General features: G+C 66.5%; 15 protein-coding genes. 8 read left to right on the forward strand and 7 right to left on the reverse strand.

The window, feature by feature from the left end; all coding sequences use genetic code 11:
* Nucleotides 1-70 precede the first annotated feature (70 nt).
* Nucleotides 71-382: an SCP-2 family sterol carrier protein gene (locus BWR19_09615; GenBank protein APX93165.1), complete on the forward strand. Its 312-nt coding sequence runs from the start codon at nt 71-73 to the stop codon at nt 380-382.
* Between the two features lie 28 nt (nt 383-410).
* On the opposite strand, the gene BWR19_09620 is transcribed toward BWR19_09615, so the two are convergent.
* From BWR19_09620 to BWR19_09635, 4 genes are read right to left on the reverse strand one after another with little or no spacing between them, the layout of a single operon-like run.
* The gene (locus BWR19_09620) at nt 411-1,193 is read right to left on the reverse strand and encodes an NADH pyrophosphatase (protein ID APX93166.1); all 783 of its coding nucleotides are present in this window, start codon (nt 1,191-1,193) and stop codon (nt 411-413) included.
* Complete coding sequence (locus BWR19_09625; protein ID APX93167.1) at nt 1,193-1,954, reverse strand: DNA polymerase III subunit epsilon; 762 nt, start codon at nt 1,952-1,954, stop codon at nt 1,193-1,195. Before BWR19_09625 ends, BWR19_09620 begins: the two co-directional genes overlap by 1 nt.
* Nucleotides 1,955-1,985: 31 nt before the next feature.
* Nucleotides 1,986-2,483 (reverse strand): ribonuclease HI, encoded by a 498-nt coding sequence (locus tag BWR19_09630; GenBank protein APX93168.1) that lies wholly within the window; start codon nt 2,481-2,483, stop codon nt 1,986-1,988.
* On the reverse strand, nt 2,434-3,207 hold the full coding sequence (locus BWR19_09635) for a methyltransferase type 11 (GenBank protein APX93169.1): 774 nt from the start codon (nt 3,205-3,207) through the stop codon (nt 2,434-2,436). Before BWR19_09635 ends, BWR19_09630 begins: the two co-directional genes overlap by 50 nt.
* 157 nt (nt 3,208-3,364) lie before the next feature.
* On the opposite strand from BWR19_09635, the gene BWR19_09640 reads away from it, so the two are divergent.
* From BWR19_09640 to BWR19_09665, 6 genes are all read left to right on the forward strand, one after another.
* Nucleotides 3,365-4,126 (forward strand): hydroxyacylglutathione hydrolase, encoded by a 762-nt coding sequence (locus BWR19_09640; protein APX93170.1) that lies wholly within the window; start codon nt 3,365-3,367, stop codon nt 4,124-4,126.
* A 43-nt stretch (nt 4,127-4,169) separates the two neighbouring features.
* On the forward strand, nt 4,170-5,348 hold the full coding sequence (locus tag BWR19_09645) for a lytic transglycosylase (protein ID APX93171.1): 1,179 nt from the start codon (nt 4,170-4,172) through the stop codon (nt 5,346-5,348).
* Nucleotides 5,349-5,695: 347 nt separating this feature from the next.
* Nucleotides 5,696-7,477 carry a hypothetical protein gene (locus tag BWR19_09650; GenBank protein APX94979.1) on the forward strand — a complete coding sequence of 594 codons (1,782 nt, stop codon included), beginning with the start codon at nt 5,696-5,698 and terminating at the stop codon, nt 7,475-7,477.
* 26 nt (nt 7,478-7,503) lie between these two features.
* Nucleotides 7,504-8,577: a microcin ABC transporter permease gene (locus BWR19_09655; GenBank protein APX93172.1), complete on the forward strand. Its 1,074-nt coding sequence runs from the start codon at nt 7,504-7,506 to the stop codon at nt 8,575-8,577.
* 4 nt (nt 8,578-8,581) lie between these two features.
* Entirely contained in the window at nt 8,582-9,679 is a 1,098-nt protein-coding gene (locus BWR19_09660; GenBank protein ID APX93173.1) for an ABC transporter permease, read from the forward strand.
* Nucleotides 9,669-11,255, forward strand: coding sequence for a microcin ABC transporter ATP-binding protein (locus BWR19_09665; protein ID APX93174.1), 1,587 nt, complete (start codon nt 9,669-9,671; stop codon nt 11,253-11,255). Before BWR19_09660 ends, BWR19_09665 begins: the two co-directional genes overlap by 11 nt.
* On the opposite strand, the gene BWR19_09670 is transcribed toward BWR19_09665, so the two are convergent.
* Both BWR19_09670 and BWR19_09675 read right to left on the reverse strand, forming a co-directional pair.
* Nucleotides 11,252-11,950 carry a 16S rRNA pseudouridine(516) synthase gene (locus tag BWR19_09670; GenBank protein APX93175.1) on the reverse strand — a complete coding sequence of 233 codons (699 nt, stop codon included), beginning with the start codon at nt 11,948-11,950 and terminating at the stop codon, nt 11,252-11,254. The genes BWR19_09665 and BWR19_09670 overlap by 4 nt on opposite strands.
* Nucleotides 11,950-12,762, reverse strand: a complete 813-nt coding sequence (locus BWR19_09675; protein APX93176.1) for an amidohydrolase — start codon at nt 12,760-12,762, stop codon at nt 11,950-11,952. The genes BWR19_09670 and BWR19_09675 overlap by 1 nt, the downstream gene beginning before the upstream one ends.
* A gap of 80 nt (nt 12,763-12,842) precedes the next feature.
* On the opposite strand from BWR19_09675, the gene BWR19_09680 reads away from it, so the two are divergent.
* Nucleotides 12,843-13,766: an EamA family transporter gene (locus tag BWR19_09680; protein APX93177.1), complete on the forward strand. Its 924-nt coding sequence runs from the start codon at nt 12,843-12,845 to the stop codon at nt 13,764-13,766.
* A gap of 13 nt (nt 13,767-13,779) precedes the next feature.
* Here BWR19_09680 and BWR19_09685 read toward each other — a convergent pair whose 3' ends face one another.
* Nucleotides 13,780-14,838, reverse strand: coding sequence for a hypothetical protein (locus BWR19_09685; protein APX93178.1), 1,059 nt, complete (start codon nt 14,836-14,838; stop codon nt 13,780-13,782).
* Between the last annotated feature and the right edge of the window lie 71 nt (nt 14,839-14,909).

Consider the following 14,909-nt stretch of genomic DNA (forward strand, 5'->3'; position numbering starts at 1 on the left):
TCTCGTGACAGCGGCCGGCAACTCCGCAGCCGCCACCGACCAAGCGCACGATAGAGTACAGGACACCCTCATGGACAACCCCATCATCGACAAGCTCCAGCAACGCTTCAACGCCGAGGCAGCGACGGGCATGGACGACGTCTTCCAGTTCAACTTCAGCGATGCCGACGACTACTATCTGGTGGTCAAGGATGGCAGCCTCGACGTCCAGCAGGGCGAGCACGACGACCCCTCGGTGACGCTATCGATGACCACCGACACCCTCAAGGGGGTGATGAACGGCGAGATCAACGGCATGACCGCGTTCATGACCGGCAAGCTCAAGGCCACCGGCAACGTCATGCTGGCCACCAAGCTGACCAGCCTGTTCCCCAACCGCTGAGCGTCACGAGCCTGCTCCGGCGGCAGGCTCAGCCGTCGCCCCGGGCGACCGCCCGCAGGTGCGACTCGATCAGCGCCCGCGAGATCGAGTAGTGCGGCGGCAGTTGAGGCAGCTGGCGCGGCGAAAACCAAGCCGCGTCGGCGATTTCACGATCGTCGATGCGGATCCGTCGGCTGGCGGCCTCGGCGAAATAGCCGAGCATCAGCGCGTGGGGGAACGGCCAGGCCTGGCTGCGGTAGTAGCTGATGCGCCCGACGCTGACGCCGACCTCCTCGTCGACCTCACGGCGCACGGCCTCCTCCGCGGACTCTCCCGGCTCGATGAATCCCGCCAGCGTCGAGTAACGCCCCGGCGGATAGCGCGGGCTGCGCGCCAGCAGCATGGCATCGCCATGGGTCACCAGGGTGATGATGCACGGTGAAATGCGCGGATAGTTGCGGTGACCACAGCTATCACAGTGCATGGCAAACTCGTGGGTCAGGTGGCGTGAACGGCTCCCGCAGCGACCGCAGTAACGGTGGTCGCGCCACCAGTTGGCCACCTGCAGCGCCGTCGACAGCAGTGCGAACCAGCGCTCGGGCAAGCGCGACAGCCACTCGCGCCCGGCGTGCCAGTCGTAGCGTGGGTCGATCGCTTCGCCGAGACGCAGCGCCACCGGCACATCGTGCCAGTACCCCAGCGGCAGGTCGTCGGGCTGCCACGCTTGAGGGGCAAACAGCGGCGTGCCGTGCTCGCCCTCCGCGACCCGCCCTTCCGCCACCCATAGCAGGTGGCCGAAGTGGGCATCGCGAGGCAGCTCACGACGCAGCATCAGCCCCGCTCCCGGGGCGCTGCCGGCCAGTCACCGAGGCCATCCCAGGCGCACTCGCCGGCGGTCTGGCGGATCCCGTCCAGCTTGGCAAAATGCGCCGTCAACTCGGCCTCGCTGGGCGCCACGGTGGCCAGGCGCGGACGCTCTGGGGCCAGTCGTCGAATACCCGCCGAGCCACTCGCTTCACCGCTCTCGCCGCCACTCGAGGCGTCGAGACTCAGGGCGGTCTGGCCACCGGTCATCGCCAGGTACACCTCGGCAAGGATCTCGGCGTCGAGCAGCGCGCCGTGCAGCACGCGCTGGGCGTTGTCGATTGCGTAGCGCTTGCACAGGGCATCCAGGTTGTTGCGCTGCCCCGGGTGCAGATCCCGGGCCATCTTGAGGGTATCGAGGATCGCGCAGTGCTCGGCGACCGGCCCCAGCCTGGGCGTGCCGCGCTGCGCGTTGAGCATGCCCAGCTCATGGTCGATGAAGCCGACGTCGAAGGCAGCGTTATGAATCACCAGCTCTGCGCCGCTAATGAAGGCCCAGAAGTCGTCGGCGATCTCGGCGAACAGCGGCTCATTGGCCACCCGCTCGTTGGTGATACCGTGCACCTCCACCGCCTCGGCCTCGATGTCACGCTGGGGATTGATGTACTGATGGTAGGTATTGCCGGTAAAGCGGCGATTGACCATCTCCACCGCGCCGATCTCGATCAGCCGGTGGCCCTCCTTGGGGTCGATGCCGGTGGTTTCGGTGTCCAGAATGATCTGACGCATGCGATCCTCTCAGATGGTTGGCGAGCAGCGCTCAGCCGGCGGCATTGGCATCGATGGCCTGATTGGCCAACTGATCGGCGCGCTCATTGCCCGGGTGGCCACTGTGCCCCTTGACCCAGTGCCACTCGATACGATGACGATGGGTTTCTGCCAGCAGCTCGCGCCACAGCTCGGCATTCTTGACCGGCTGCTTGGCGGCGGTCTTCCAGCCCCGCTTCTGCCAGCCGTGGATCCACTCGGTGATCCCCTTGCGCAGGTACTCCGAGTCGGTCCATAGCGCCACATGGCACTCACGCTTGAGCTCGCGCAGCGCCATGATCGCCGCCATCAGCTCCATGCGGTTGTTGGTGGTCCTGGCTTCGAAGCCGTTGAGCGGCTTTTCATGGTCGCCGCTGATCAGCAGCGCTCCCCAGCCGCCGGGGCCAGGGTTGCCACGGCAGGCGCCGTCGGTATAGATGGTCACGCGGGGCAGTGCAGTATCACTCAAGGGGCGTCTTCCTGTTGGCGTGGCGGCCGACCCGGGTCGCATGACCCAGCGCCGAGCCGCCCAGGGCCCCCTTGAGCGAGAGCCGTGGCCGCTGGATCTGGGCGCGCTGCTGGCGCCGCCGGGCGCGGATCATGAAGGTATCGCCGAGCGGCACGTTGTGCCGCCGCCCCAGCGTCTCGAGAGTGGCGTTGCGCGGCAGCCGGCCCGGCAGGTGAAAGCCGCAGTAGTCTACCCGCTCGATCTCGAAATCGACAAACGCCAACCAGTCGCGCAGGCGACCCGGCGTGCGCCAATGGCCGCGCCACGGCAACTGCTCACGGCGCCGCGACAGCAGTCGCGACCAGCCCGACACCCCGACCGGGTCCCAACCGAAGATGATCAGATCCCCGTGGTCGGCGGTCACCCGGGCCGCTTCCTGGAGCACGTGATGCGGCGCCGAGACCACCTCCAGCAGATGGTGCACCACCACCAGCTGCAGCGATGCGTCCGGCAGCGGCAGGGCATGCGGCAGGCACACCAGGGTCTCGGGCTGGTCGGCCAGCTCGCGGGTTGGCGACCAGCGCAGCGCATGGTGGATCGGCGACATATCGCAGAGTGTCGGGGCCATGCCAAGTTCCAGGCTGTGCTGCCCGAACAGCGTCTCGCATACTGGCCCCAGACAAGCGCGCTCCGCTTGCCAATGGGCCTGGCCATCGGCACTCGACCAGTAGCGACGCCCCTCACGCACCAAGCTCGCCAATGATATCGTTATATCCGAATTTGACACCGCCAGAGGTTACCTCCAAAGTAGCGGGTTTTGTAGCGATCTCTTCGCCGAGGCAGCGCTCGAATTTGCGGATTTTCTTGCACGTTTCACGACTATAACGTGGGCTGCCTGACGGGTTAAGTCAGCGATGACCGACCGACACCGAGGACAGTAACCAATGCTTAGCGTGACACCAATTCCCGCTTTGAGCGACAACTACATCTGGCTAATGCGGCAGGACGACACGTCGCGCATCGCGGTAGTCGATCCCGGCGAGGCCGCCCCCGTCATCGAACTGATCGAGCGCGAGGGCCTGACCCTCGACGCGGTGCTGATCACCCACCACCATCACGATCACACCGGCGGGCTCGCCGAGCTAAAGCAGCGCTATCGCCCGCAAGTTTCCGGCCCTGCCGGCATCGACGGCGTGGACAGCGTACTCGCCGACGGCGACCAGTGCAGCGTGCTGGGACGCCGCTTCGAGGTCATCGCCACCCCCGGGCATACCCTGGATCATATCAGCTACTTTGCCGCCGGTATTCCCGCCCTGCTGTTCTGCGGGGATACCCTGTTCTTCGGCGGCTGCGGACGTCTATTCGAGGGCACGCCCGAGCAGATGCACACCTCGCTGACGCGGCTCGCCGAACTACCCGATGACACCCTGGTGTTCGCCGCCCACGAATACACCCTTGCCAACCTGCGCTTCGCCAAGGCCGCCGATCCCGACAATACCCGACTCGACGCCGTGATCGCCCAGTGCCAGGCGCTGCGCGATCAGGATCGCCCGACGCTACCGTCACATCTGGGTACCGAGCGCGAGATCAATCCCTTCCTGCGCAGCGGCGAAGCGGCCCTGCAACGCCGCGCGGCCGATCACGGAGACACGGATTCTCCGCTGGCCACCTTTGCCACCTTGCGCGCCTGGAAAGACAACTTCTGATGCTTATGGACGCCGTCATCAGCGCCCCAGAGGAACATCGACCATGACCTATCGAACGACCCGCCGCCTGGCCATCGGCCTGGCGGGAAGTCTATTGTGCATCACTATCACCCTGAGTGCCGCCGGCGCTGCCGCCGAGTATCGTGTCGACGAGATCCCGCTCGGCGCATCAACGCCGCAGCCGCCGCAGCTCAACTTCTGGCATGCCCTGGCGCTCAAGCCCGCCACGCCGCAGGATGCCTGGACCCGTCTGCGCGACACCTTCGAGTGGCAGCAAGCGCGCCGCGATCCCCGCGTCGACGAGTGGATCGAGTACTATCGCTCGAGCCCCGAGAACGTCGTCGAGATCACCGAGCGCGCACGCCCCTGGCTGCACTGGATCACCGAGCAGATCGAGGCCCGCGACCTGCCCGGCGAGCTAGCCCTGATCCCCTTCATCGAGAGTTCCTTCGACCCCGCCGCGCGCAGCCATCGCGGTGCCAGCGGGCTGTGGCAGTTCATGCCCGGCACCGGCGACGCCCTGGGGCTGTCGCGCAACGGCGCCTATGACGGTCGCCTCGACGTGGTGGCCTCCACCCGTGCCGCACTCGACTACCTCGAGCAGCAAGCCGAGCAGTGGTATGACGGTGATCTGGAACTCTCGCTGGCGGCCTACAATGCCGGGGCCGGCACGGTCAACGGCGCGCGCCGCGCCGCAGCGGCGCGCGGTGAGCCCGACGACTATTGGCACCTGCGTCTGCCCGCCGAGACCATGAACTACGTGCCCAAACTGCTGGCCATTGCCACCATCATCAATGATCCCGAGCACTACGCCATCGAGCTGCCGGAGATCGAGGACGCCCCTGCCTTCGCCAAGGTCGACATCGAACAGCCGGTCGACCTGGCGCGCGCCGCCGAGCTGGCCAACGTCAGCCGCGAAGAGCTTCAGGCGCTCAATCCCGGCCTGCTGCAGGGCACCGTCTCACCCAATCATACGCCGGTGCTGCTGGTGCCCGCCGACCGCCACGAGGATCTCGTCGCCGGCCTCGACAGCATCGCCCCGGGCGATGCCCCCACCGGCTGGGAACAGTACGTGGTACGCAGCGGCGACAGCCTGTCGACGATTGCCTCGCGCTTTGGCAGCAGCGTCGCCGAGATACGTGACTACAACGGACTCAACGGCGATGTGATCCGTGAAGGCCAGACGCTGCAGGTTCCCCAGAGCACCCTGGCCGCCAACTGAGGGCATCCCGAGCGACGCTGGGCGGATTTCGCCCGCAGAGTTGAAAGGCGTTGGGGTCCGGGAGTTGTCAAACTAGCGGACGGCTGACACCTTAGCGGTATGCTACTGCTACGGTAGACGGCAGCGGTGCATACGCCGCGCCGTCGCATGACATGCCCAAGGATGTCTCGATGTCGATCGCTCAACCTCGTCGCCTGTCACCGCCGCGCTCCTGGCTGATGACCGGCTGCTGCCTCTTGGCAGTGTGGCTCACGCCGCTGGCCCACGCGGAACTTCCTGGCGCCCCTGCCGATGCGCCTCCCGCGACCGACGAATCCGCTACGCCGCTCGAGGCCGAACCGGGCGAGCTGCCCGCAGATGCCGCCGAGAGCGACGAGGTGCCTACCGTTCACGGCCTGGCCCTCTACGATACGCCCGAGCTGCCCGAGGACTTCGCGCATTTCCCGCATGTCAATCCCGATGCGCCCAAGGGCGGCAGCATGACCCGGGCGGCGGTCGGCTCGAGTTTCGACTCGACCAACCCTTTCATCATCCGCGGCACCGCCGCCGTCGGCATCTCGCAGATCTACGACACCCTGCTGGAAGCCAATCCCAACGAGCCGTTCAGCCTCTATGGGCTGCTGGCCGAGGGCATTCGCCTCGACCCGGAGCGCTACTGGGTGGAGTTCGACATGCGCCGCGAGGCGCGCTTTCACGACGGCGAGCCGGTCACCGCCCACGACGTGGCGTTCAGCTTCGAGCTGCTGATCGAACAGGGCAACCCCTTCTACAGCGGCTACTACGCCGAGGTACAGAGCGTCGAGGCGCTCGACGACCACACCGTCAGGTTCGAGTTCTCGAGCAATGACTCCCGCGAGCTGCCGCTGATCGTTGGCCAACTGCCGGTGCTGCCGAGGCATTACTGGGAGACGCGCGATTTCACCGCCCCGACCCTCGACCGCCACCCCGGCTCCGGCCCCTACCGGATTGGCGAGGTTCAGCCCGGACGCAGCATCACCTACGTGCGCGACGACGACTACTGGGGCCGTGACCTGCCGGTCAACCGAGGGCGCTACAATATCGACCGGCTGGTCTACGACTACTATCGCGACCGCGATATCGCCTGGGAGGCCTTCAAGGCCGGGGTGATGGACTACCGCACCGACGCCCGCGCCGCCACCTGGTCCATCGGCTACGACTTCCCGGCCTACCGCGACGGCCTGGTCAAGCGACTGACCATTCCCGACGTCAATCCCTCGGTCATGCAGGCATTCGTCTTCAACCTGCGCCGCGACAAGTTCAGCGATCCAAGAGTGCGCGAAGCGCTCTCGCTGACCTTCGATTTCCCGTGGCTGAATGCCAATATCTTCTACGACACCTACCAGCGCACCGAGAGTTTCTTCCAAAACTCCGAGATGGCCGCCGAGGGCCTGCCCAGCGAGGCCGAGCTCGAGCTGCTCGAGCCGTTCCGGGATCAGCTGCCGGAGCGCCTGTTCGAGGAGCCGGTACCCATCGAGCACCCGGAGAATCTGCGCGAGCGCCTGCGCCTGGCCCTCGACCTGCTGCTCGAGGCCGGCTACGAGGTAGAGGATGGCGTGCTGCGCCATGCCGAGACCGGCCGCCCGTTGAGCATCGAGGTGCTGCTGTTCGATAGCGGCCTGGAGCGGGTGGTGCAACCCATGCTGCGCAATATGGCACGCCTCGGTGTGCAGACCTCGATCCGCATCGTCGATATCAACCAGTACCTCAACCGGCTGCGCAGCTTCGACTTCGACATGACCACCGCGCACTTCCCGCAGTCCAACAACCCGGGTAACGAGCAGCGCGACATGTGGACCAGTGCTGTCGCCGAGACGCCCCAGAGCCGCAACCTGATGGGCCTCCAGCACCCGGTGGTCGACGCGCTGGTCGAGCAGTTGATCCGCGCCGACAGCCGTGAAGCGCTCAACGCCACCGCTCACGCCCTGGATCGGGTGCTGCTGTGGCAGTTCGCGATGATTCCCCACTACCACTCCGGCGAGACACGCATCGCAGTATGGGACAAGTTCGACTGGCCGGAACCCTACCCCGAGTACGGCATGGACCTGGATGCCTGGTGGGTGGATGCCGAACGTGAAGCCGAGATCAACCGTCGCGTGCGCCGTCGCTGACGCAACGCCTACCGGAAGGATGCCTCGTGGCTAGCTATACACTGCGCCGACTGCTGCTGATGATTCCCACCCTGCTGGGGATCATGCTGCTCAACTTCATCATCGTGCAGGCCGCCCCGGGCGGCCCCATCGACCAGATGCTGGCACGCTTCGAAGGCGTCGACAGCATGGCCAGCACGCGCCTCGACATGGGCGGCGCCGAGGTGGTGACCCGCGACGAGTCGCGCGGCGCGCGCGGCATCGACCCACGCTTCATCGAGCAGCTCGAGGCGCAGTTCGGCTTCGACCAGCCCGCCCACGTGCGCTTCGTCGGCATGCTGCGCGACTATGCCACCTTCGATTTCGGCAACAGCTTCTTCCGCGACCGACCGGTGGTCGAGCTGATGATCGAGCGCCTACCGGTGTCGATCTCGCTGGGGCTGTGGACCACGCTGCTGGTCTATCTGATCTCGATCCCGCTGGGCATCCGCAAAGCGCTGCATCACGGCTCGCGCTTCGATGTCTGGACCTCCGGGCTGGTGATCGTCGGCTATGCGATACCCGGCTTCCTGTTCGCCATCCTGCTGATCGTGCTGTTCGCCGGCGGCAGCTACTGGGACCTGTTCCCGCTGCGCGGTCTCACCTCGCCGGACTTCGACGAGCTCTCGGCGTGGGGCAAGGTCAAGGACTACTTCTGGCACATCACCCTACCGGTGGTGGCGATGACCATCGGCAGCTTTGCCACCCTGACCATGCTGACCAAGAACAGCTTCCTCGACGAGATCCACAAGCAGTACGTGCTCACCGCCAGGGCCAAGGGCGCCAGCGACCGCCGCACCCTCTACGGCCACGTGTTCCGCAACGCCATGCTGATCATCATCGCCGGCCTGCCCGGCGCGCTGGTGACGATCTTCTTCACCGGCTCGCTGCTGATCGAGGTGATCTTCTCCCTCGAAGGCCTCGGCCTGCTCGGCTTCGAGGCCGTCATGCAGCGCGACTATCCAGTGATCTTCGGCACCCTCTACCTGTATACGCTGATCGGCCTGATCCTCAAGCTGATCTCGGACCTGACCTACGTATGGGTCGATCCACGCATCGATTTCGAGACCCGGGAGTCCTGAGCCAATGTCACTACTCTCCCCCCAGTTCTCGCCCATCACCCGGCGCCGGATCGAGGTGTTCCGCAGCAATCGCCGCGCGCGGGTGTCGCTGTGGATCTTCATGGCGCTGTTCGTGGTCAGCCTGTTCGCCGAACTGATCGCCAACGACAAGCCGCTGGTCATGCAGTACGACGGCCAGTGGTACGTGCCGCTGCTGGTCGACTACCCGGAGACCGAATTCGGCGGGTTCTTGCCTACCCGCACCGACTACCACGACCCCTTCGTCCAGCAGCAGATCGCCGACAACGGCTGGGCGCTATGGCCGCCGATCCCCTACTCTTACCAGACCCTCGACATGCAGATGATGCGCCCCTCACCGGCGTCGCCGGACGCCCAGCACTGGCTGGGCACCGACGACCAGGGCCGCGACGTGCTGGCGCGGGTGATCTACGGCTTTCGGCTGTCGGTGGCCTTCGCGCTGGTATTGACCGCCGGATCGCTGGTCGCCGGCGTGGTGATTGGCGGCATCCAGGGCTATTTCGGCGGCAAGACCGACCTGATCGGCCAGCGCCTCACCGAGATCTGGTCGGGGCTGCCGGTGCTGTTCCTGCTGATCATCCTGGCCAGCTTCGTGCAGCCCGGCTTCTGGTGGCTGCTCGGCATCATGCTGCTGTTCTCGTGGCTAGGGCTGGTCGACGTGGTACGTGCCGAGTTCCTGCGCGCGCGTAACCTCGAGTACGTGCGCGCGGCCAAGGCCATGGGTCTGCCCTCGCGGCTGATCATGTGGCGCCACGTGCTACCCAATGCCATGGTCGCCACCCTGACCTTCATCCCGTTCCTGTTCACCGGCGCCATCACCACCCTCACCGCCCTCGACTTCCTGGGCTTCGGCCTGCCGCCCGGCGCGCCGTCGCTGGGCGAACTGGTCGCCCAGGGCAAGAACAACCTGCACGCGCCGTGGCTGGGCATCACCGCCTTCGTCAGCCTGTCGCTGATGCTCTCGCTGCTGGTGTTCATCGGTGAGGGGCTGCGCGACGCCTTCGATCCACGGCATATCCAGCACGCCAGCAGCGGCCCACAGACAAGCACCGCGACCACAAGGACCCAGGCCCATGCCCCATGACACCCTGCTGCGCCTCGATGAGCTGAGCATCGCCTTCGATGGCGTCAGCGTGGTCGACCGCCTGAGCCTCGAGATACGCCGCGGCGAAACCCTGGCACTGGTCGGCGAGTCCGGTTCGGGCAAATCGGTCAGCGCACTCGGCGCCATGGACCTGCTGCCGCCCAATGCCCAGATCAGCGGTGGCCGCATGCTCGGCGACACCGACCTGTCGCGCATGAAACCGCGTGACTGGCAGGGGCTGCGCGGCAACCGCGTCGGCTTCATCTTCCAGGAACCGATGACCTCGCTGAATCCGCTGCATACCGTGGCCCGCCAGATCGGCGAGACGCTGCGCCTGCATCAGGGCCTGTCCGGGCGCGCCGCCCGGGCGCGCTGCCGCGAACTGCTCGAGCAGGTCAAGCTGCCGCGTCCCGACGAGCTGCTCGACGCCTGGCCGCATCAGCTCTCCGGCGGCCAGCGCCAGCGGGTGATGATCGCCATGGCGATCGCCAACAATCCCGAACTGCTGATCGCCGATGAGCCGACCACCGCGCTCGACGTCACCGTACAGCAGGAGATCCTCGCGCTGCTCGCCGAGCTGCGCGATCACCACGGCATGGGCATGCTGTTCATCACCCACGATCTCAACCTGGTGCGGCGTCACGCCGACCGGGTGTGCGTGCTCTACCAGGGCCAGGAGCAGGAGACCGGTCCGGTGGCCGAGGTCTTCGAGCGGCCGCGCAGCGACTATACGCGCACCCTGCTGGGCGCCGAGCCCGAGGGCCGCCCGGCGCCCGCCGGCAGCCAGCCGCTGCTCAGTGCCGAACGCCTCAGCGTGGCCTTTTCCCGCCCCAAGAAACTCTTTTCGCGGCGCCCGCCGGCGTTCGTGGCGGTACAGCCGCTGTCGCTGCGACTGGCCAAGGGCGAGACCCTGGGCATCGTCGGCGAGTCCGGTTCGGGCAAGACCACCCTGGCCATGGCCCTGCTGCGCCTGGCCCCCAGTCAGGGCGAGGTGGTGTTCGAGGGCGCACGCCTCGACCGCCTCAGCGGCAACGACCTGAGGCGCCAACGGCGGCGTTTCCAGGTGGTCTTCCAGGATCCCTACGGCTCGCTCTCGCCACGCCTGCCGGTGTCGGAGATCATCAGCGAAGGGCTGCGCTTTCATCAGCCCGAACTGAGCAACGCCGAGGTCGAACGGCGCGTCCAGGCCACCCTCAAGGAGGTCGGACTGCCCGCCGACTGCGCCGCTCGCTACCCCCATGAGTTCTCCGGCGGCCAGCGCCAGCGCATCGCCGTGGCCCGGGCGATCATCCTCGAACCCGAGATGGTGGTGCTCGACGAGCCGACCTCGGCGCTCGATCGTACCGTCCAGAAACAGCTGGTAGAACTGCTGCGCGACCTGCAGGCGCGCCGCGGGCTCAGCTACCTGTTCATCAGCCACGACCTGGCGGTGGTTCGAGCCGTGGCCCATCGGGTGATGGTGCTCAAGGAGGGCGAGGTGGTCGAAGAGGGTAGCTGCGAGCAGGTACTGGCCGCACCGCGCCACCCCTATACCCAGGCGCTGGTGGCCGCGGCCGGCCTCGACGACGCCGGCTAGAAGGCGGCGACCTCATCAGGGGTCAACTCGCGCCACTCTCCCGGCGCCAGCTCGCCCAGCGTCAGTGTTCCCACCGACTCGCGGTGCAGCGCCTCGACGTGGTTGCCGATGGCGGCAAACATGCGCTTGACCTGATGGTACTTGCCCTCGTAGAGCGTCAGCTCAGCCTCGCGGGGGGCGCGCATCACCAGCTCGGCAGGCTGGGTTGGCTTGTCCTCGCTGTCCAGCAGGATGCCGTCGGCGAAGCAGCGCTGCGCCTCGGCCAGGGCATCGCCCGCCAGCGGCTCGCTGAGGCTGACCCGGTAGACCTTGCCGCAGCGGCGCTTGGGTGAGGTTACCCGGTGCGACCACTGGCCGTCGTCGCTGAGCAGTACCAGACCGGTGGTGTCGACGTCCAGGCGCCCTACCGTTTGCAGACGCTCGATGTTGGGCAGCTCGATCAGCTCGCGCACCAGCGGGTAGAGACCACGCCGTGCACTGCACTCTACTCCCGCCGGCTTGTTGAGCATCACGTAGCGCAGCCCCACCAGCACCAGGCGCTGCCCCAGCCAGCGCACGTCGCTGCCGGCATCGACCTGGGTCGCCGGGTTCTTGGTGACCTGGCCATCGACGCTGACCTCTTCGCGGTGCAGCGCCTTCTTGGCCAGGCTGCGAGTCAGGTCGGTGGTGTCGGCGAGGAACTTGTCGAGGCGCATCAGCGTGGGGTCTCATCGGTCAGGGTAAAAGAGTCGGCATCCTGCCATGCCGGGAAGGCTTGGCGAAAGTCCTGCAAGGCCCGATAGTCGAGGTGCTCGGTGCGCAGAAAGGGCTGATGCGCAGGCTCATCGATCAGTGCTTCGCCCTTGAAGTCGACCAGCATCGAGTCGCCGGCATAGGCCAGCCCCTTGGCATCCTCACCGACGCGATTGACGCCGATCACGTAGCACAGGTTCTCGATCGCCCGCGCCTGCAGCAGCGTCCGCCAGGGATGCCGCCGCGGCGCCGGCCAGTTGGCCACGCACAGCAGCGCATCGTATTCGAAGCCCGTCTCACGCCGCTGCTGGCGCAGCCAGACGGGAAACCGTAGGTCGTAGCAGACGCTAAGCAGCAGCTTGAAGCCGTTGAGCTCCACGACCACTCGCTGCGCGCCCATGGCGTAGCGTTCATGCTCGCCGGCCATACGAAACAGGTGGCGCTTGTCGTAGTGCACCAGACCGCCGTCGGGGCGCGCCCAGATCAGCCGGTTGTAATACTCCCCCGCCTCGAGCACCGCTACGCTGCCGGTCATCACGCAGCGGCGCTGGCGAGCCTGATCACACAGCCAGGCCACGCTGGCGCTGTCGGCCATCGGCTCGGCCATCTCACGCGAGTTCATGGTAAAGCCAGTGGCAAACATCTCCGGCAGCACGATCAGGTCGGTGTGCCGTGCATCCAGATCGCCAAGCAGTTCTTCGAGCATCCGGCAGTTGGCTGACGGCGATTCCCAGCGCAGATCGCACTGCACCAGGGTGGTTCGCAGGGTAGACACTTGCCACCTCCTTCACCAGGCGCGGGCCCTGGGGTTTTCTCGCAGCTGTGGTAGATTAGCGCTTTGCTTTCGAGGTCATCATGCCACCGACATCCCAGGCGCGTCACACTCCCCCCAGCGATGCCACCCAGGGCGCCCTGTTCGGGCTCGGCGCCTACACCATGTGGGGCTGCTTCCCGCTGTTCTTCGCGCTGTTCGACGGCGTGCCGGCGTGGGAGATCCTGATTCACCGCATCATCTGGTCGTGTCTGTTCCTGCTCGGCCTGATCGCCCTGCTCGGGCGCTTTGCCCCGGTTCGCCAGGCGCTTGTCGAGCCGCGCCGACTGGGCCGGGTGCTGGGCTGTGCGCTGCTTATCGCGCTCAACTGGGGGATCTACATCTACGCCGTGGAGAGTCACCAGGTCCTGCAGGCAAGCCTCGGCTATTTCTTGACGCCGCTGGTCAACGTAGGGCTCGGGATGCTGGTGCTACGCGAGCGCATGGCGCCGCTGCAGGGCGTGGCCGTGGGGCTGGCCGGCTTGGCCATCGCCATTCAACTGGTGGGACTGGGTGAACTGCCCTGGATCACCCTGCTGCTGGCGCTGTCGTTCGGCACCTACGGCCTGCTGCGCAAGCAGGTGCCGCTGGACGGACTCTCGGGGCTGTTCGTCGAGACCCTGCTGCTGCTGCCGATGGCGCTGCTGGCACTGGCCTGGCTGGCGCATCTCGATGCCTCGCATTTCCTGGGTGAGGCACGCCACACCTGGCTACTGCTCGCCAGCGGGGTGGTCACCGCCCTGCCGCTGCTGGCCTTTGCCGGCGCCGCGCGGCGGCTACGCCTGGCCACCCTGGGCTTCCTGATGTACATCAACCCGACGATTCAGTTCTTCATCGCCCTGCTGGTGTTCGGCGAAGCGCTGCGCCCCCTGCAGCTGATGACCTTCGTCATGATCTGGTGCGGGCTGGCGCTTTACTCCTGGTCGGCCTGGCAGAGCCGCGAGCGGGCCGAGGCCCGCGCCGCCTGAGCCCACTCGCTGGTCAGCGTGCAACATTGCGCGGTTCGGCTGCGGCTGGCGTGGCGAGATACTCGATCACCCCGTCCAGGGCCTGCATGGTCGCCACCACGCCCTGGTAGATGGCGGCCTCGGCGGCACGCTGGCCGCCCACTTTGGCAGACACGAAGCTCTGCCGGTAGAGCGCCACCGCACTGTCGTCGGAGCGATCCTCCAGCCCCTCCAGGCCAGCGGCCACGAGACCCTCGGCGTCATCGGCCGGCAGCGTTATCAGGCAGTGATGCAGCCCCTGCTCGTTGATCCCGAAACAGCGCTCCGACCCCAGCACCCGCCACTGCATCATGCGCAGCCGCGTCACACGACGCAGCTGTTCCACGCGCGGATCCTGCAGCAGCCACTGATTGGCCAGCCTGCCATTGATACGGCGTCCCGGCGTAATGGCGTTGATCAGCGGATACACAAAGCCGCGGCGCTGCACCATCCAGTCCAGCGCCGTGTGGATGGGCACGCCATGGGCCGTGTCGGCCACCATCTCGCGGCGCGAAATGGCATTTCGCACTGACGCCACGCGCAACTGACAGGCCGCGGCGATCTCCAGTGCCGACAGGTAGCCGGGCGCATTGATCGTCAGTCCCAGGCGCACCGCGAGTTCGGGCTGACGATGAATCAGCGGATCGAGCTTTAGCCGCAGCGCGGCGAGCCCCAACAAGTGCTGGAGGCGGTGCAGCGACGGCCGATCCTGCAGTTCAGCCAGGGTGCTGGCGTATACCACGAAGCTGACAAAGTCGCTGTACGCGGCCCAGTCACCGTCGTATTGCGGCAGCCAGTCATTCAGCCCGACCTCGCCGCACGCCAGGCGACGCCAGGCCAAGGCCAGCTCGGGCATCTTGCCCAGCGCATCGCGCTGCGGGCTGCGCTCGCGCAGCGCCGGTACGTGCAGCAGACGCTGCAGCGAGGGGCCAGCTACCCCACTCACCCACTGCACATCGTCGATCAATTGTGCAGGGGCAAACAGCTCGGTGAGGGAATTGCCCAGCAACCTGCTGTCGAGCATCAGATTGGCGGTTGTCGCGGCCTGGAACATGCTGACTCCATTAACCATCCGGTCGGCAATGCCGGCCGGGAGAGATGATGTAAGACGCATCTGTCAGCGGG

Origin of the sequence: Halomonas sp. 1513 (assembly GCA_001971685.1) — a bacterium.
Lineage (GTDB): Bacteria > Pseudomonadota > Gammaproteobacteria > Pseudomonadales > Halomonadaceae > Franzmannia.